We start from the raw sequence: 17,206 nt of genomic DNA on the forward strand, positions 1-17,206 counted from the left end.
GGGCCACCGGCGGCGCACCACCTCGACATCCCTGCTGACCAGCAGGGACGTCCCGTATCGTGCTGCGATGTGACTGATCAAGTGCGGCCCGGTACCCGGGCGGCCGGCCTCGACCTGCACCTGGGCGACATCGGCCGGGACGTTCGCGCCGGGCTCATGGATGCCTTCCGTGAGGCGATCCGTACCGGCCGGCTGGCACCGGGGACGCGGTTGCCCTCGAGCCGGGTGCTGGCTGCCGACCTCGAACTGGGCAGGAACACCGTCGTACGCGCCTACTCGGAGCTGATCAGCGAAGGATGGCTCACCGGGCGGCACGGTTCCGGCACCGAAGTGTCGCAGCGTGCGGCGGAGCTGGCGGGCGAACGACCACGACGGCGGCCGGCTGGTGCGCACCCGCCGCCGGTGCACGATCTGCGTCCCGGACGTCCGGATCTGTCGTCCTTCCCACGGGACGAGTGGATTCGCGCGGTGAAGCGGACGGTCGGCACCGCACCGTTCGAGGCCTTCGGATACACCGATCCGCTCGGCAGGAGTGAACTGCGTGATGCGCTCGCCCGCTATCTCGCCCGCGCCAGGGGACTGCACGCACGGGCCGACAACGTCATCGTGTGCAGCGGGGCGGCGGAAGGCCTGCGGCTCGTTGCCGCCGCGCTCGCGAGGGCCGGAGTCACGAAAATAGCGGTCGAAGAGTTCGGCCTCCAGACCCAGCGCCAGGCACTGCAGAAAGCCGGGATCGACGCCGTGCCGATCCCGATCGACGCGGACGGCGCCGACGTTTCCACGCTCGATACCGCACCGAACCCGGGAGCGGTTCTGCTCACGCCGTCGCACCAGTTCCCGTTGGGCGTGGCACTGCACTCCGACCGGCGCGCGGCAGTCGTCGACTGGGCCCGCCGACGCGGCACGCTGGTCATCGAAGACGACTACGACGGCGAGTTCCGCTACGACCGGTCTCCGGTGGGCGCGTTGCAGGGGCTGGATCACGACCATGTGATCTACCTGGGAACCGCGAGCAAGTCCCTGGCGCCGGGACTGCGCCTGGGGTGGCTCGTCCTGCCGGATCATCTGGTCGGCTCGATAGCCGCAGAAAAGGGGGAGACCGAAGAGATCGTCGGGTTCGTCAACCAATTGGCGATGACCGAATTCATCGAGTCGGGAGCATACGACCGGCACATCCGTGCAATGCGTGCGCAGTACCACCGACGACGCCGGCAGCTGGTCGAGACGATCGGCCGGCACTCGCCCGGCGCGCAGGTGGCCGGAATGCCTGCCGGACTGCACGTCCTGCTCGAACAACCCGGTCGAACCGGCGCCCAGCTCGCGCGCCGGGCGGCCCGCGAACAACTCGCGATCGAGCCACTGGACAGCTTCCGGCACCCCGGATCCACTTCGGACCGCGACGGCGCGGTCATCGGGTTCGCCACGCCTTCACCCAGTACGTGGTCGGGCGCGCTGGACGCGCTGGTCCGCGTCGTTCGGTGAGCGCACCCCGGCCGAGTGGTTCCCGTTCCCGGGCGCCAAGTGGACCCAGGCCCCGGTCCGAAACTGGGTTAGCGTCAGGGCCATGCTGGCTGCCGGAAACACCAAAGTCACCGATCTCCTCAGCGTCACCCCGCCGCCCATCCCGGCCGGCGCACACGCGATGACCCAGCTGATCGAGCTGCCACCGGCCGACGAGGGCGTGCAGCCGCATCGCCACAGCGGACCCGTTTTCGGTTACGTCCTCGAAGGCAAGATCCTCTTCGAGCTCGAAGGCGAAGCCCCGCGCGAGATCTCGGCAGGCGAAGCGTTCTGGGAGCCGGGCGGGGATGTGGTGCACTACCAGGCCGCGAACCTGGAGCCGGCGATCTGGAGCCGGTTCCTCGTCGTGTGCGTGTGCGCCCCCGGCGTGGAGATGATCACCATGCTGGAACCCGACGAGATCGTGGCGCGCGATCACCTCCGGCATCCCAGCGCCCGCCGGCACTCGAACTGACCCGGTGCACGCGCCGCACCGGAACACACTGAAGGACGCACCGTGAAAGCCATCACCGTCAAGGACCAGGCGGCAGGTCTCGATGGTTTGACCCTGACCGACCTCCCCCACCCGCACGCTGCGGAGAACGACGTCATCGTGCGGGTCCACGCGGCCGGCTTCACCCCTGGCGAACTGGATTGGCCGGGCACCTGGACGAACCGGGCCGGCCGCGATCGGACGCCCAGCGTGCCCGGTCACGAGCTGTCGGGCGTCGTGGCGGAACTCGGATACGGCACCACCGGACTCAGTGTCGGACAGCGGGTGTTCGGTCTCGCCGACTGGACCCGGGACGGATCGCTCGCCGAGTTCACCGCCGTCGAGGCCCGCAACCTCGCGCCCCTCCCGGCAGACATCGACCACACGGTCGGCGCCGCCCTGCCGATCTCCGGTCTGACCGCGTGGCAGGCACTGTTCGACCACGCCCGGCTCAGGTCCGGGCAGACCGTCCTGATCCACGGCGCAGCCGGCGGCGTCGGATCGATCGCAGTGCAGCTCGCGCGCAGGGCAGGAGCGCGGGTGATCGGCACGGGCCGCGCCGGCAATCGTGCCACCGCACTTGAGCTGGGCGCCGACGCCTTCGTCGACCTGCAAACCGAGCGGCTGGAAGACGTCGGCGAAGTGGACGTGGTCCTGGACGTGTTCGGCGGAGAAATCCTCGACCGCTCCGCCGGGCTGGTCCGCGCGGGCGGCACCCTGGTCACCATCAGCGAACCCACCAGCACCAGGCCGCGTGACGGCCGGACGATCTTCTTCGTCGTCGAAGCGGACCGGGTACGGCTGGCCGAACTGGCGAACCTCGTCCGCAACGGAAGCCTGCGAGTTCCGGTCGGTTCCCGGTACCCGCTGGCCGAAGCACCGACCGCCTTCGGCTCAGGACGCCGTGCCGGCGGAAAACCGATCATCGTGCTGGAGCAGGGCTGACGCTGCCGTAGCCAACCCGGGACTGTCCAACGAGTACCTGCCGAACGTCGAGATCGGACAGATCTTCGACCAGGTGACGGCTGTGCGAGCACGGCACTTGTGGGCGCGGGCAGTGCGCCGGCGCTGAAGTACGCGTTCAACGCCCCGTCGATGCAAGCACTCTCACCACGGGCGCCATGTCCGAAAAGTCGAGGGTGAGCACCCGGGCGCGGGAAAACACCTCGGACGTCTTGCGCGCATCGTCGTGCGGCGTGGCCGGATCACCTTGCCGGTTGCCGATGACCAGCACCGGTGCCGCCGTTTCCCGGTCCCATGGCCCGGTGTAGCGGTCCGGGTCGGGCCAATTCGCACAGGCCAGCGACAGGTAGGTCCAGAACGAGCCGAAGCCGCGTCCGATCTCGTCGGCGCGTCGTGCGTAGCCGGGCCACACCCGCGGGTTGCCGGTGCCGGTCCAGCAGTGCGTTGTACTTGGCGAACAGACCGGTACCCGGTTCCCGGAAAGCGCAGCGCTCGTCAATCGCGAGCCACGTTCGCCGTCGAGGTGTGCTTCAGCAGCGGCCCCGGGCGCACTGCCGGACTCCGCGCGTGGTGTCCTCGATCGTGACCCGTTCCTGCTCCGGGTCACGGGGAACGAGCTCATCTGGTGGGAGCCGTCGCCGGGTTCGGTGAAGCAGCTCAATCCGGCGCTGTCGCCGACGCCGCGCGATCTTCCGGCCCGCCGGGACCCGGTAGCACAGCGGCACCTCGGGCCGTCGCGCATTCGTAGCCGGGCGCGTCGGCACCGCACGATGTCCAGCCGAGAGCCGGGACGGCGGATCAGCTCCCGCACGCACGGTGCGCTCACGATGTCCGCTCGTAGAGCGTCCCCAGCCGCACCAGGGTGGGACGTCCGTCCGCGCCCGGTTCGTAGAACTGCACCGCCGTGACATTCCCCGGGCTGCCGAGGTCCATGACGAATCGGCGCTGCTCACTGTCGAGGCAGGTGATCGGCACGGCCTGACCGGCGCCGGTGGGGCTGCCCATCAGCCGGTCCCATTCGGCCAGTCCGGGTTCAGGAGTCAACCGGGCATGGAGCCGGCCGTTATGCACCTCGACGAACACCTGGCCGTCGGGGGCCCGGTAGAGCCCGGTGAACCGTTCGTTGTCGACCTCGGCGATCGCCTCGGGTGCGGCGATCGCAGCCGGGCCCCGGACATCGAAGAACTCGTCGAGAATTTCTGTGCACAGCGTGGAATGCAGCATCGCCCCGGTGGTGCTGTTGGTGAGTACCGCAAGCACGATCTTCTGCTTCGGAATGACGTAGAGGGTGGAATGCATGCCGAGGTTGGCGCCGGAGTGCGTGAGGACCGGGTCGTCGCCCTCGCGGAAAATGCCCCAGCCGAGCCCGAAATTCGCGCATCCACGGAGACAGCCCCAGAACTCGTCGTACTGAGGTGTGCGCATCTGGTCCACGGCTTCCTGCGACAGGAGCCGGTGTTCGTCGGGCGTCGTGCCGTCGAGGTGCATCCGCCCGAAGCGGATCAAGGATTCGACGTCAAGCCACAAGCGCGAACCAGCTGGACCGTACTCGGGCCAGACACGCAGGCGGGGGACCCGTGAGACGGCCCCGTCGACGACGTGCCCGACGGCGGTCGAGCGGAGAAGCAGTTCCTCGGCGTCCGCGGTCGCGTGCATACCGAGCGGCTGCAGAATGCGTGTGCGCAGTGCGACGTCGAAGCGGTCACCGGTGATCGCTTCCACCAATCGGCCGAGCGTGCTCATTCCCATGTTGCAGTAGGAAAACCGCCGGCCGGGGACGCCCGTGACGGTCAAGGTCGCGAGCTCCTGCATCAGCCGCTCAAGGACGTCGTCGCCCGGGGCAAGGTCCGGCAGGTAGTTGCCGGGCAGCCCGGACGAGTGGTTGAGCAGCATGCGCACGGTGATCGCCGCCGAGCGATCCGGATCGGCCGTGGTGAAGTCGGGGAGGTAGTCCAGCACGGGCGCCTCGAGGTCGAGCCGCCGTTCGTCCACCAGGGTCATCGCCAGGGACGCGGTCAACGTCTTCGTGACGGATCCGGCCGCGAAGAGCGTGCCCGGCAGCACGGGGGCGCCCGTCTCCACGTTGACCGCCCCGGTCTCGGCCCGGACGAGCGTGCCGTCGTGCCACAACGCGGCCGACGCACCCGGCACGGTGAACTTCTCCGCCAGCCGCGACAGACGCTCGGCGAGTTCGTTCGAGGTGAGCATCACGCAATCCTGTCAAGCGAAGGGCCGCGCCGCATGCGACAACTGTCGAATGACGGCCCGTGGCCATGCGACTGCTGTCCATACCTGGGCGGTGCCACCGGTTCTACCGTGAGGTGACGAGCCGGAGAACGAAAGGACGACGATGTCACTCCTGCTGACTGGCGCGACCGTCATCGACGGCGTTTCCGACCAGGGCATCGACGGTCACGCGATCCTGATCGACGACGGCCGCATCGTGGCGATCGGCCGCCCGGACGAACTGACCGGCACCGAAACCCTCGACTTCCGCGGGAAGTTCGTCATCCCCGGGCTGATGAACGCCAACGTGCACCTCCTCATCAACGTTTTCTTCGAGACGCTCGTCCGGTACGAAGGCCGCTACGAGGACTTGATCGTCGAGGCGGCGCAGGTTGCGCTGAAAAGCGGAATGACGACGGTCTTCGACACCTGGGGGCCACGACGTGCGCTGATGTCGGCCCGCGACCGGATCGACCGGGGCAGGACTCCCGGCAGCCGTATTCGCTGTGCCGGCAACATCATCGGATTCGACGGCCCGTTCTCCGACGACTTCGACAAGCGGATCCCCGGCGTCGGGAGCTCCCATTTCGTCGACCGGGTGAATGCGACGTGGGTCGAGAACGTCGGACGGCATCTGATGTGGCTGACGCCCGAGGCGGTCGGCGAGGAGGTCCGCGCGTACCTCGAGCGCGGAGTGGATTTCGTCAAGTACGCGTCGAACGAGCACGGTGCGGCCGCGGCCGGTGCCTTCCTCCAGTTCTCGGAACGCACGCAGCGCATCATCGTCGAAGAAGCCCATCGCGGCGGGTTGACCGCGCAATCCCACACCTCGACGGTCGAGGGCCTGCGGATGGCGATCGAGGCGGGCTGCGACCTCGTGCAGCACTGCAACATGACCGGACCTACCGAGATCCCGCGCGAGACCCTCGAGCTGCTCGCCGGGAAAAACTGCGGCGCCGTCGTCTTCCCGTTGACTGACAACGGTTTCAAGATCCTGAAGGAGTCCGTTTCGGACCACGAGTGGACGATGTGGCAGGCCTCCGACGCCAACGCCCGCAACCTCGTCGATTCGGGGGCTTCGATACTGCTCGCCAATGACGGCGGCATCTTCGCCCCGGAAGTCCGGAGCGAGCCGATGATCAAGGGCACCTGGAACGGCCTGCCCGAAGACGAGGCGCTGGGCCGGCTGGCGACGGGACACTTCGTCTGGCTCAAGGCAATGGAAGAAAAGGGCATGTCGCCGATGGCCTTGCTGCACGCGGCCACCCGCAACATCGCCGAGGCCTACCAGGTCGATGACGACCTCGGCACACTCGAAGCCGGCAAAATCGCCGACCTGGTCGTCCTCGACGAGGATCCACTGCAGAGCGCCAAGAACTACCAGAGCATTCACGCCGTCATCAAGGACGGCGCCGTGGTGGACCTCGACGCGCTGCCGGAGCAGCCGCTGTTGACCGCGGACCTTCCTCCTTCGCCGGTGGAAGCGGCCCGCTACCGGAAAGCCGTCCACCACGGCGCGCGCCTGCCCGGTTGTCCCTCTTGCCTGAACGGGAACCACTGATGCTGGTGTGGGAACAGCATTGCTGCCTTCCGCTCGACCCCGACACCGACGTCGGCGCGCTGTGGCGGTACGCCGAGGCGGGGGCGTCGTTCGTGTCGGTGAACGTCGGCTACGCGCCGCACGACGTCGCGGAAACGATCCGGGTGTTGTCGGGGTTCCGGCGTCAGTTGCTTGCCAGGCCCGACCGCTACGTCCTGGCCCGCACGGCCGACGACGTGCGGGAGGCCAAGGCCACCGGACGGCTCGCGGTCGCGTTCGACCTGGAAGACACCAACCCGCTGGGCGGGCGGGTCGATCTGGTGCGGACCTATTACGACCTGGGCGTGCGCACCATGCTCCTGACCTACAACCAGCGCAACGCGGCCGGCTCGGGCTGCCACGACGAATCCGACGGCGGCCTGACGGAGTTCGGCCGGGAGGTGGTGGCCGAGATGAACCGGGTGGGGATGGTGGTCGATGCCGCGCACTGCTCGTACCGGACGTCGATGGATGTCTTCGCGGCGTCGACGGCGCCGGTGGTGTTGTCCCACACGGCGGTGCGAGCGGTGCACGATCACGAGCGCAACGTGTGGGACGACCAGCTGCTCGCGTGCGCGGCGACCGGTGGCGTCGTCGGGATCAACGGGGTGGGGATGTTCCTGGGGGCCAACGACGCGAGCACCGAAGCGCTCGTCCGCCACGTCGACCACGCCGTGAAGCTCCTCGGCTGGGAACACGTGGGCCTCGGCCTGGACTACTGCTTCGACCAGATCGGCGACGAGCTGGCCGCGAATCCCGGACTGTTCCCGGCGAGCTACTCGCAGTGGGACCGGCTGGAGTTCATCGAGCCGGAACGTCTGCTCGCCATCGGCGCGGCCCTGCTGGACCGCGGCCACGCGCCGGAGGCGGTCGAGGGAATCCTGGGCGGAAACTTCCTGCGCGTGGTGGAAAAGGTGTGGCGATGACCCGCGTCGTGGTCGTGGGCGCCGGCGTCGTCGGGCTCTCGTGTGCGTGGTTCCTGCAGGAGCACGGCGTAGAGGTCACCGTACTGGAGCGGTCGACGGTGGGGGCGGGCGCTTCGTGGGGCAACGCCGGCTACCTCGTGCCGGCCATGGTCGCGCCGCTGGCAGAGCCGGCGTTGCTGCGGGAGGGCGTGCGGAGCCTGTTCACCCCCGGCTCGCCGGTCTCGGTGAGCGGGCGGCTGTCCGCGGCGACGATGGCGTTCCTGGCCGGGTTCGCGCGGAATGCAACAGCGTCTCGATGGCGGCGGGGGATGGCCGCGCTCGGGCCGCTGGCGGCGGAAAGCCTCAGCGCTTTCGACGAACTGGTCAAGGGCGGTGTTGCCGCGGAGATCCACGAGCGGACCTGTCGCATCGGGTTCACCGCCGGCCAGGACACCGCGGGGCTCGAGCACGAGCTCGGCGCCGCCCGCACCCGCGGGCAGGAGGTGTCCTACCGGACCTCGGCGGGGTACGAGGCCCCGTTCTCCGGCCGGATCGCGCAGATCCTGCATCTGGCGGGGCAGCGGTTCCTCGCACCGGGCCGGTTCCTCGACGCGCTCGCCGGGTCGGTGCAGCAACGGGGTGGCGCGCTCGTCAACGGCGCCCACGTGCAGTCGATCGGATTCGGGCCGGGTGGACTGCAGGTGGATACCCGGACGGGGCCGCCGCACCGGACCGACGCGGTCGTGCTCGCGACGGGTGCGTGGTTGCCGGAGCTGGGTCGCCGGCTGGGTGTGCGGGTACCGGTGCAGGCCGGGCGCGGCTACTCGTGCAGCATCCGGCTCGCCGAACCACTCACGGGTCCGGTCTACCTGCCCGGTGCCCGAGCGACGCTCACCCCGTACGGAGACCGGGTCCGAATCGCAGGCAGCATGGAGATCGCCGGCCGGGACGCGCCCTTCGACGGTCGCCGCCTGGACTCCGTCCTGCGCTCGATCCGCCCGCTGATCGACGGCGCCGACTGGGATGACGTTCGCGAACCATGGGTCGGGTCCCGGCCGCTGACGCCCGACGGCCTGCCGGTGATCGGTGCGACGAAGGTTGCCGGCGTACACGTCGCGGGCGGGCACGGCATGTGGGGTGTGACGCTGGGACCGGTCACCGGGAAGCTGCTGGCCGGGCAGATCACCAGCGGGACCGACGCACCCGGGATGGCCCCGTTCGACCCGCTGCGCCGCGGGTGAACTCGTGGCCGGGACCGCCGATCCCGAAGGCTCGATCTCACGCGCGCACCGGACCGGCGGCGAGCCGACGACCAGGTGTGCGCAAGCAGCGCTCCGTCCGGAGGACGCTGCTTCATTCCACCTCATCAGGAGGCTTCGATGAGTCACGACGCAGTCGTCCCGCCGTCCGCGCCGGCGTTCCGCCGGCAGGGCAATCTCCTGCTGTTGTCGGGCCAGGTCGGTGTCGACGAGAGCTGGCGGCCGGTGCCCGGGAGATTCGCCGACGAGGCCCGCGCGGCCTTCGCGAATGTCCGGCGGGTGCCGGCCGCGGCCGGCGCACGGCCGGACCAGATCCGCAAGGTCACCGCCTACCTGGCCGACCTCGGGGACTTCTCCGCCTACCACGAAGTCTGGACCGAGGAGTTCCCCGACCGGCGTCCCGCCCGAACGACGATCGGCGCACAGCTGGTCCCGCCCTTTCGCGTCGAGCTCAACGTCGTCGCGTGGCTTGACGACACCCCCTGAGCGGCCATGCCCCTCCCCCGATCTCGTTGTCGGCCGGAGGAACGATGCCCGACCTGACCCTCGTGTCCGGCAAACAAGGCCGTGGTGAACCGCCCGGCCTCGGGAGCGGCAGCCAGGCTCGGCAGCCGTTCCTGCTCGCGGTCGACGTCCTCGGCGATCGGGCTACATTCACTGGCGAACCGGTGGCGTCGGGGCGGCGCCGCGAACGAGGAAAGGCACGGCGAGCGATGCGGCTGAACGCGGTTCCGTGAGCGAAGACCTGCAGCGGGTGGTGGACACACTGGCCCGGCGGCTGGGCCGGGCGGTCGCGATCGACGACGTCCATTTCCGGCTGCTCGCCTACAGCGCGCAGGCCGGTCCGATCGACGAGATGCGAGCGCGGGTGATTCTGACCCGTGCGGCTCCGCCGGAGGCGGTTGCCTGGTTGCGGCGTTTCCGGCTTCCCCGCGCGGACGGACCGGTCCACCTTCCTGCTTCCGCGGAGCTCGACCTGCTGCCGCGGGTCGCGATTCCGATCCGGTTCCAGGGCGTTCAGTTCGGCTACCTGTGGCTGATCGACGCCGACGAGCCGGTGGCCGACGCCGGGCTCGCCCTCGCCGGTGTTTCGGCCGACGAAGCTGCCGAGGTGCTGTTCCGCGAGCGGGCTCTCGGCGAACTGCACGACGCCCGGGTCGGGGAGTTCCTTCGGGATCTGACGTCGGAGGACCACGTCGCTCGGGCGCTCGCTGCCGATGGGCTCGTCGAATCCGGCCTGTTTGCCGCGCGCGGCGGCGTCGTCGCGATCGTCGTCGCACCATTGCCGGTAGCCGGTCAGAAGCTCGACGAGGGTGACCGCCTTGCGCTCGGCGCGGCTCTGCGTGCCGCAGCCGGCGCAATGCCGGTCCGCGAGAGCATGGTCCTGATTCGCCCTGACCACGGATTGCTCGTCGTGACGCAGCGCGCGACAGAGCGGGTCCCTCAGCTCGCGGACGAACTGTGCTCGTCGGCGGCGCAGCGGCTGGGGCGCGCCGATCGTTGGCGAGCCGTGGTCGCCGGGGTGGGCCGTCCGACCGCACGCTTGGCCGACGCCGCGACCTCGTACCAGCAGGCTCTCGACGCGATCCGGGTCGCCGACGTCATCCCGGCGTTCCGGCCCGTCGCCCGCCACGACGCGCTGGGCATCTACGCGTTGCTGGCCGCTCAACCGCGCGAGCAACTCCGCAGCGTGGGGGTTGCGCAGGCGATCACCGCGCTCCTCGACGCCGATCCCGCGCTCCTCGTCACCGCAGAGACCTTCCTCGACCGCGCGGGTGACTCCCGTGCGGTGGCCAAGTGTCTCGGTGTGCACCGGGCGACGATCTACCACCGGCTCCGCCGCATCGAGGAGCTCACCGGCTTCGACTTGAGCGACGGGGAACGCCGCCTCATCCTGCACCTCGGCATCAAGGCAGCGAGGCTACTCGGCGACGTCTGATGCGGCCCGTGGCGAAGAGGGCCACCGAGCAGATCCGGCACACCGGGGCACGGCCGAAACGGCCGCGATACTCGCCGCTCCTGATTCAACGGCAGCGTGTGCGGCGGGGCGCGGTATTGGCCGGGGAGGTTGGGAACGTAGACAGGCAGGACTTGTCGCATGATCCATTGCCGATGAGCACTTGCTGGACGGTGATTCCGTTGGCGGCAATGCGGGTCCCAGTCCGCCGAATCCCGAGAGCGAGCGTCGTCAGGAAAACGACGAGTCCTCATTTGGCGACCTCCTGCACTGCCGGAAATACTGGCGCGGACGTCCCGGCCACGACGACAGCGATCGACATCGCCCGCGCGCCTCGAAGCGGCATCCGGTGAACGCCGGTGTTCCGGTCGTCTTGGCCGGGCACGAGCTGCGGGTTCGGCGTGGGCACCGAGCCGGACCGCCGGACGCGGTGCGGCAGCTCACCGGAGGGCATGGAATCTGCCCGGTCACAACCCCCGGCAGCCATTAAATCCGGCAAATCACAAATCCGCCGGAGGGCACACAATTGTTCGGGTGGCAAATCCGTCCGAGGGCATATCGTCGGTTCGCTCGCAACAGTATTGACAAGAATCTCTGAACTTGACAGTTTCGGGGAGCGTGTTTATGGTCGTCCGGGTTCCCGCCGATCTATATCCGAAGGTGTTCATGACCACGCCTCCAACGCTGCCGAAGTTCCGGCAGCAGTTGATTCTTGCCGTTCTCATGGTGTGTTCGCTGCTGATCTGGCTGGACAACACCGTCCTCAGCATCACCCTGGAGACCCTTGCCGACCCGGTCCGCGGACTGGGTGCCAGCCCGGCCGAACTGCAGTGGGCCACCGGCGCATACACCCTGGTCTTCGCAACCTTGATGTTCACCGCCGGTGCACTGGGCGACAGCTTCGGCCACCGGACTGTGCTGGCAATCGGCTTGGTGATCTTCGGCGGGGCCTCGATCTGGGCGGCGTACGCGGGCGATGCCGGCCAGCTGATTGCCGCCAGGGCCGCGATGGGCGTCGGCGCCGCACTGATCATGCCTGCCAACTTCGCCATCCTGTTGTGGACCTTCACCGGTCCCGGCCGGGCAACCGCGATCGCCATTTCCTCGACATCCACCGGGGTCGGAATGGCGGCCGGACCGGTGTTGGCGGGGCTCCTGCTCAGCCATTTCTGGTGGGGTTCGGTCTTTCTCGTCAACGTTCCCATTGTCGTGGTGGCCCTGGCCGGGATCATCCTGCTGGTCCCCAATTTCCGCAGCCCCACCGTGCGACCGCTGGACCCGGCCGGGATAGCGCTGTCGATCAGCGGACTCGCGGCGTTGACCTACGGGCTGATTCGCGCGGGGCAGGTGAACGCCTGGAGCCGTCCGGACGTCTGGGCACCGATCGCGGTCGGGCTTGTCCTGCTGACCGCCTTCGTGCTGGTCGAATTGAAGGCCAAGGCGCCGAGTTTCGATCCCCGGCTGCTTGCGCAGCGGGTGTTCGGCGGGGGCAACGCGTCCATGGCGTTGCTGCTCTTTTCGGTGGCTGCGGTCACTTTCTACAACGCGTTCTACATGCAGGGCGCCTTGGGCTACTCGCCGATGAAGGCCGGTTTGGCCAATATCCCGACCGCGGTCGGCGCTGTCGTAGGGGCGCCCGTGGGCGCACGGCTGGTTCGCCGGTGGTCGCTGCGCCCGGTTGCCGTGCCGGCGGTCGCGGTGGCGGCGCTCAGCTTCGGCGCGGTCGGATTTCTCGATCTGCACACCCCGTTCGCCTGGATCGAAATCCTGTTGCTGGTGCAGGGCCTTTCCGTCGGCATGGTGCTGGCGCCGGTGACCGGCGCGCTGATCAGCAGCCTGCCGCTGGAACGGTCCGGCGCCGGGTCGGCCGTCACCAACACGGCGCGGCAGGCCGGCAGCGTGATCGGGATTGCGGTGGGCGGCACGATCATGTCGATCGCCTACCGAGGCGCGATCGAGCCCTCGCTGAGCGACGTCCCGGCGGCGCAGCAGGACAGCGTCCGGGTTTCCGCGGAACAGGCCCGGCACGTGGCCACCGCGCTCGACCGGCCCGCTCTTGCGCAGGCTGCCGATCACGCGTTCATCCACTCCATGCACGTCGGCGCGATCTGGATCATGCTCATCGCACTCTTCGCAACAGCCGTGCTGGTGTTCGCCTTGCGCCCGGCCGGAAGGCGCGCGGGGTCGGCACAAAAGCCTGACGACGGTCCAGAAAGCAGCCGCCCCGCGGCCGGGGCCACCGCCCGCGCCGAGACCGCCAACCACGCGACACATGCGGGCGCTGACCTTGACAGCCACTGACACAAGGGGAATCAGGCAAGAGCTTCCGGCCGTCCTGCTCGACAGCCAGGCCACGTACCTGCCCGACCGTCATATGTTCGCGTTGTGGACCTGGTCTGCGCAGCATCGTGCAGTGGGCGAAGCCCCGCCGCACGGTGATGCCCAGAGCGTTGCCCTGGTCGTCCCGACCTCGGACCTTGCCAAGTTCGAGGTGTCCGAGGTCGACTGCGCACTGATCGAGCCGGACAAGCTCGCCGGCGCGCCGCTCGACTCGCCCGGCCGGTCGGTCGATGCCTGGCGGGAGCGGATCGCGGGCGGCGACGCGGCCCTGCCGATCGCCGGGCATGCCATTCCCGATGCCACTGGTTCCGCCGTGACATCAGCGGAACATGCCGTTGCCGTCTTCCGGCACACCACTGCTGTTGCGGCCGAACTGCGCACCGCGCTGACCGCCGAGCTGCGGCCGTACCAGGTCCGCGGGGTGAGCTGGCTGCGCGAGGCAGTCGAGGCACACGGCGGTGCGGTGCTGGCCGACGAGATGGGGCTCGGCAAGACGCTGCAGACGATCGGCTGTCTCGTCGGGCGCGCCGACGAGGGGCCACAGCTGGTGGTGTGTCCCACGTCGCTGGTCGGGAACTGGGCACACGAGATCGCGCGGTTCGCACCTGATCTGCGGACGGTAACCTGGCGTGGCGGGCCGCTGACGGCGATCGACAACCGGACGGTGGTGCTCACCGGCTATCCGACGTTGCGCATGCACGGCCCTGACCTCATGGAGCATCAGTGGGCGACCGCGGTTTTCGACGAGGCGCAGGCGCTCAAGAACCCCCGCACCCAAATATCGAAGGCCGCGCGGACCATCACGGCCGACGCGAGGATCGCGTTGACCGGAACACCCGTCGAGAATCGCCTCGAGGAACTCTGGGCGATTCTCAATCTGGTCGCACCACAGCTGTTCGGGCACAAGACGCAGTTCCGTCGGCGCTTCATCCGGCCGATCGCGGACGGTTCGGTCGCCGCCGCTGCCCGGCTGCGCGCGGTGATCGAGCCGGTTGTGTTGATGCGGAAGAAGTCCCAGGTCGCCGGGTCACTTCCGGCCAAGATCCACGCCGACCTGATCTGCGACCTCACGGTGGAACAGCAGCAACTGTACGACCGGCTGCTGGAGCAGGCGATCGACGACGGCTTCGGCAGCGGCGCCCAGCGCCAGGCCCGGGTGCTGGCCGCGTTGACCGCACTCAAGCAGGTCTGCAACCACCCGAAGCTGGTCACCGACGATTACGACGACTCCGCGGAGCTGTCCGGCCGGTCGGGAAAGCTCGACCTGTGCACCGACATCGTGGCCAACAACCTCGAAACCGATTCGCCGACACTGGTTTTCACCCAGTACCGGAAGACCGGCGAGCTGCTCGTGCGGCACTTCGGCGAGCAGTTCGGGGTGTCCGCGCCGTTCTTCCACGGCGGCTTGAACCAGCAACAGCGGGCCGACATCGTCCGCGGCTTCCAGGCCGACGATGGCCCGAAGGTGCTGGTACTCAGCCTGAAAGCGGGGGGCACCGGGCTCACGCTCACCCGTGCGGCCGACGTGATCCACTTCGACCGATGGTGGAATCCGGCGGTGGAAGCGCAGGCCTCCGACCGAGTCCATCGGATCGGTCAGACCCGCACCGTGACCGTCACCACCCTGACCACCAATACCACCGTTGAGGAGCACATCGCGGCCATGCATTCGCGCAAATCCGCGCTCTCCGATATCGCCGATATGTCCGGGGTCGCCGAATTGGCCCGGCTGGATGACGACCGCCTCATCGCGACCCTGCGCCGGAAACGAGCCGGTTGACATGCCGGACGACGACTTCGGTTACACAGCGTGGGGGCGGGACTGGGTTCGGCTCGCCCAGCCGCTGCTCCAGACCCTGCCCAATCCGGCATTGCCGCGCGCCCGCAAGCTGGCGCGCGCCGGAGGGGTGCAGGTCACGATCGACGGCCGCGTCGTGCGCGGCGTTGTCCAGCGCGGCCGCACCACGGCGGTGGCCTGTATCGAGGTGGCGCCGATGTCCGGGGAGACGATCGCCGGGATCACCGGCCAGCTGTCCGGGGCACGGCCCGTCCTCACCGACGAGGTACACCGCACGATCACCGAGGCGGGCTACCGGCCCGCACCGGCACTCGCCGGCGTCGACTGCTCCTGCCCGGATGACACGGGGCGCTGTATCCACGTGCTGGCCGTCTACTACGAAATGGCCCGACGCGTCGACGACGACCCTCGAATTGCGCTCGACGTCCAGGAATTCTTCGGCGGCTCCTCGGGTAGCGTCCGAGTGCCCACCGCAGCATTACCGCAGCGGTGGATCGCGCTTAATGCCCTTGATCCGGCCGAATACTTCACAGCTTCGAAGTAGTCGTAGTCAGCCGAAAATGTCCCTGCTTGCAAGACTGAAGGCAGCTGTGCGCGCACTGTTGGCGCCGTCGGTCTCCGGCCGGGCCGCCTGGTCGCTGCCCGGTGACCGGCAAGCGACGACGTGCTCACGCCAATCGGGAGCAACCGGTTTCCGGTGAGATACTGCTGATCTGCGGGATTGACATGCGCACTGCCGGTGTGATTCCTGTGGTCGGCATGGGATTCGGCCGGTGGCGGCGAATGATGGCCGATGTTCAAGTGCGGCTGCGGTTTTCACCCGTTGTGGGCGTTTTTCGACGGCAGCTGGACAGGTACCGGCAAGCCCGCCGCAGCGATGCCGTGGCCCGGTAAGGCCGGGAGTAATACCGCCACCGCTCATCAGCAAGTCCGGCATGTGCACCATCGAAAGAACCGACACCGGCAGGCAGAACCCGGCAGGCCACCCGCCGACCCGCGCGAATAACCACATCCACCAGCCGAGAGACGATCCGGAAAACCCAATCTGAACGCTCTTTCGCCAACGCCGGACCCGGCGAAAGATCGAGACTGGTGCGGGGTGGACAAGTTCCCGCAACCCATGCCATGCTCGTCTACGGGGTCGGACGCGCCATGCTCATCTAATGGGTCGGACCTTCCAGATTTAACGTGAGACACTGGGGGACTACCAATATGGGTAGTGTGGACGACAGGTTGACGCGGCAGCCGGGCTCGAGCGGCGGAAACCACCAATGCTACACCCATCAGATGGACTACATATTACCCGAAATACGCGACATAAGAGCTTCCCCACTGGGTGGACGATCCCTGCTGCAAACTGAGATCACGGTACCGGTCGGCACCCTCGACACCAATATCCAGATCGCACTGACCGTGCAAGACGACATTCGCCGATACAGTATCGAGGGAATGTTTCGTTCACTCGACATCCGGTTGACCGTGCAATCCATCACGGATATCGCAGATCTCTCGACGTTCGGCAACGGCCAGCTGATCATTTCATCCGGCAATGCCGTGCAGCCGGTACCCGACGAGATCGCCGAAAAGCTGCGCATCAACAACATACGTGTACTGATCCTGGTGGATTCTGCAGACGTTCTCGAGCAATCCTGGGTCGATCGTGCCAACGGTTTCCTGGACTGGACGGATCTCCGCCCCGAGACCCTGCGCGAAGCGATCGTCGACGTGGAGTCCGGACGATTTCACGTGTCCGCGACCCTGGTGCGGCGATCCGTGACGGCGCCCGGCCAAACCGGAGCCGACACCACCTCGAAGCGCGCGTCGATGATTGCCCTGACCGCACGTGAACACCAGGTACTGCGCCTGATTGCCGAAGGGCTGAGCAACCGGCAAGTCGCTCGATCGCTGAGCATCTCGGAACATGGAGTCAAACGCACGGTCGGCATCATCCTGGCCAAGCTCAACTGTCCAAACCGGACCCTTGCGGTCGTCCGGGCCATGGAATCGGGACTCCTCGTCATGTGAGGCGTCGGCCACCTGGCGAGGTTCTGCCCGTCGGCACGGCTCGCCGACGCGAGTCGGTGCAGGTGCGGTAAGCGGGTGCGGGGTCGCCGACCGTAACGACCAGACGGGTGGCGGCGATGCCGACCTGGTCACCGGATAGTTCTTGCCGGAAGCGAAGATGC

General features: G+C 68.3%; 15 protein-coding genes. 13 read left to right on the forward strand and 2 right to left on the reverse strand.

The window, feature by feature from the left end:
* Window positions 1–69 precede the first annotated feature (69 nt).
* The 3 genes from pdxR to ABD793_RS13930 all read left to right on the forward strand — a co-directional run bounded on the left by pdxR (window position 70) and on the right by ABD793_RS13930 (window position 2,938).
* Window positions 70–1,482 carry a MocR-like pyridoxine biosynthesis transcription factor PdxR gene (gene pdxR, locus ABD793_RS13920; RefSeq protein ID WP_344859635.1) on the forward strand — a complete coding sequence of 471 codons (1,413 nt, stop codon included), beginning with the start codon at window positions 70–72 and terminating at the stop codon, window positions 1,480–1,482.
* Window positions 1,483–1,564: 82 nt separating this feature from the next.
* Window positions 1,565–1,975 (forward strand): cupin domain-containing protein, encoded by a 411-nt coding sequence (locus tag ABD793_RS13925; protein WP_344859637.1) that lies wholly within the window; start codon window positions 1,565–1,567, stop codon window positions 1,973–1,975.
* A 42-nt stretch (window positions 1,976–2,017) separates the two neighbouring features.
* On the forward strand, window positions 2,018–2,938 hold the full coding sequence (locus ABD793_RS13930) for an NADP-dependent oxidoreductase (RefSeq protein WP_344859639.1): 921 nt from the start codon (window positions 2,018–2,020) through the stop codon (window positions 2,936–2,938).
* A gap of 136 nt (window positions 2,939–3,074) precedes the next feature.
* Here the strand turns inward: ABD793_RS13930 and ABD793_RS13935 are convergent, their stop codons facing one another.
* Together ABD793_RS13935 and ABD793_RS13940 are read right to left on the reverse strand one after the other, a co-directional pair.
* Window positions 3,075–3,368 (reverse strand): alpha/beta hydrolase, encoded by a 294-nt coding sequence (locus ABD793_RS13935; RefSeq protein ID WP_344859641.1) that lies wholly within the window; start codon window positions 3,366–3,368, stop codon window positions 3,075–3,077.
* 410 nt (window positions 3,369–3,778) lie between these two features.
* Entirely contained in the window at window positions 3,779–5,164 is a 1,386-nt protein-coding gene (locus ABD793_RS13940; RefSeq protein ID WP_344859643.1) for a serine hydrolase domain-containing protein, read from the reverse strand.
* A 142-nt stretch (window positions 5,165–5,306) separates the two neighbouring features.
* Between ABD793_RS13940 and ABD793_RS13945 the strand changes: the two genes are divergently transcribed.
* The 10 genes from ABD793_RS13945 (at window position 5,307) to ABD793_RS13990 (ending at window position 17,045) form a co-directional block, all read left to right on the forward strand.
* Window positions 5,307–6,743 carry an amidohydrolase family protein gene (locus ABD793_RS13945; RefSeq protein WP_344859645.1) on the forward strand — a complete coding sequence of 479 codons (1,437 nt, stop codon included), beginning with the start codon at window positions 5,307–5,309 and terminating at the stop codon, window positions 6,741–6,743.
* Window positions 6,743–7,687, forward strand: coding sequence for a dipeptidase (locus tag ABD793_RS13950; RefSeq protein ID WP_344859648.1), 945 nt, complete (start codon window positions 6,743–6,745; stop codon window positions 7,685–7,687). The genes ABD793_RS13945 and ABD793_RS13950 overlap by 1 nt, the downstream gene beginning before the upstream one ends.
* On the forward strand, window positions 7,684–8,907 hold the full coding sequence (locus ABD793_RS13955) for an NAD(P)/FAD-dependent oxidoreductase (protein WP_344859652.1): 1,224 nt from the start codon (window positions 7,684–7,686) through the stop codon (window positions 8,905–8,907). The genes ABD793_RS13950 and ABD793_RS13955 overlap by 4 nt, the downstream gene beginning before the upstream one ends.
* Before the next feature lie 138 nt (window positions 8,908–9,045).
* Complete coding sequence (locus ABD793_RS13960; protein WP_344859655.1) at window positions 9,046–9,411, forward strand: RidA family protein; 366 nt, start codon at window positions 9,046–9,048, stop codon at window positions 9,409–9,411.
* Window positions 9,412–9,455: 44 nt separating this feature from the next.
* Window positions 9,456–9,662: a hypothetical protein gene (locus ABD793_RS13965; protein WP_344859658.1), complete on the forward strand. Its 207-nt coding sequence runs from the start codon at window positions 9,456–9,458 to the stop codon at window positions 9,660–9,662.
* The gene (locus ABD793_RS13970; protein ID WP_344859660.1) at window positions 9,659–10,864 is read left to right on the forward strand and encodes a PucR family transcriptional regulator; all 1,206 of its coding nucleotides are present in this window, start codon (window positions 9,659–9,661) and stop codon (window positions 10,862–10,864) included. The genes ABD793_RS13965 and ABD793_RS13970 overlap by 4 nt, the downstream gene beginning before the upstream one ends.
* A 741-nt stretch (window positions 10,865–11,605) precedes the next feature.
* Window positions 11,606–13,183, forward strand: coding sequence for an MFS transporter (locus ABD793_RS13975; protein WP_344860195.1), 1,578 nt, complete (start codon window positions 11,606–11,608; stop codon window positions 13,181–13,183).
* Between the two features lie 112 nt (window positions 13,184–13,295).
* Window positions 13,296–15,002, forward strand: a complete 1,707-nt coding sequence (locus tag ABD793_RS13980) for a DEAD/DEAH box helicase (RefSeq protein ID WP_344859663.1) — start codon at window positions 13,296–13,298, stop codon at window positions 15,000–15,002.
* A gap of 1 nt (window position 15,003) precedes the next feature.
* Entirely contained in the window at window positions 15,004–15,564 is a 561-nt protein-coding gene (locus ABD793_RS13985) for a hypothetical protein (RefSeq protein ID WP_344859666.1), read from the forward strand.
* A 677-nt stretch (window positions 15,565–16,241) separates the two neighbouring features.
* Window positions 16,242–17,045 carry a response regulator transcription factor gene (locus tag ABD793_RS13990; RefSeq protein ID WP_344859668.1) on the forward strand — a complete coding sequence of 268 codons (804 nt, stop codon included), beginning with the start codon at window positions 16,242–16,244 and terminating at the stop codon, window positions 17,043–17,045.
* Window positions 17,046–17,206 lie beyond the last annotated feature (161 nt).

It is taken from the genome of Amycolatopsis ultiminotia (genome assembly GCF_039536925.1).
Lineage (GTDB): Bacteria > Actinomycetota > Actinomycetes > Mycobacteriales > Pseudonocardiaceae > Amycolatopsis > Amycolatopsis ultiminotia.

Excerpts from the sequence above, each read along its gene's own strand:
- ABD793_RS13955 (WP_344859652.1), top strand. The coding sequence starts at position 7,684 with ATGACCCGCGTCGTGGTCGTGGGCGCCGGCGTCGTCGGGCTCTCGTGT.
- ABD793_RS13925 (WP_344859637.1), top strand. The coding sequence starts at position 1,565 with ATGCTGGCTGCCGGAAACACCAAAGTCACCGATCTCCTCAGCGTCACC.
- ABD793_RS13985 (WP_344859666.1), top strand. The coding sequence starts at position 15,004 with ATGCCGGACGACGACTTCGGTTACACAGCGTGGGGGCGGGACTGGGTT.
- ABD793_RS13940 (WP_344859643.1), bottom strand. The coding sequence starts at position 5,164 with ATGCTCACCTCGAACGAACTCGCCGAGCGTCTGTCGCGGCTGGCGGAG.
- ABD793_RS13965 (WP_344859658.1), top strand. The coding sequence starts at position 9,456 with ATGCCCGACCTGACCCTCGTGTCCGGCAAACAAGGCCGTGGTGAACCG.
- ABD793_RS13960 (WP_344859655.1), top strand. The coding sequence starts at position 9,046 with ATGAGTCACGACGCAGTCGTCCCGCCGTCCGCGCCGGCGTTCCGCCGG.
- ABD793_RS13945 (WP_344859645.1), top strand. The coding sequence starts at position 5,307 with ATGTCACTCCTGCTGACTGGCGCGACCGTCATCGACGGCGTTTCCGAC.
- ABD793_RS13975 (WP_344860195.1), top strand. The coding sequence starts at position 11,606 with ATGGTGTGTTCGCTGCTGATCTGGCTGGACAACACCGTCCTCAGCATC.
- ABD793_RS13950 (WP_344859648.1), top strand. The coding sequence starts at position 6,743 with ATGCTGGTGTGGGAACAGCATTGCTGCCTTCCGCTCGACCCCGACACC.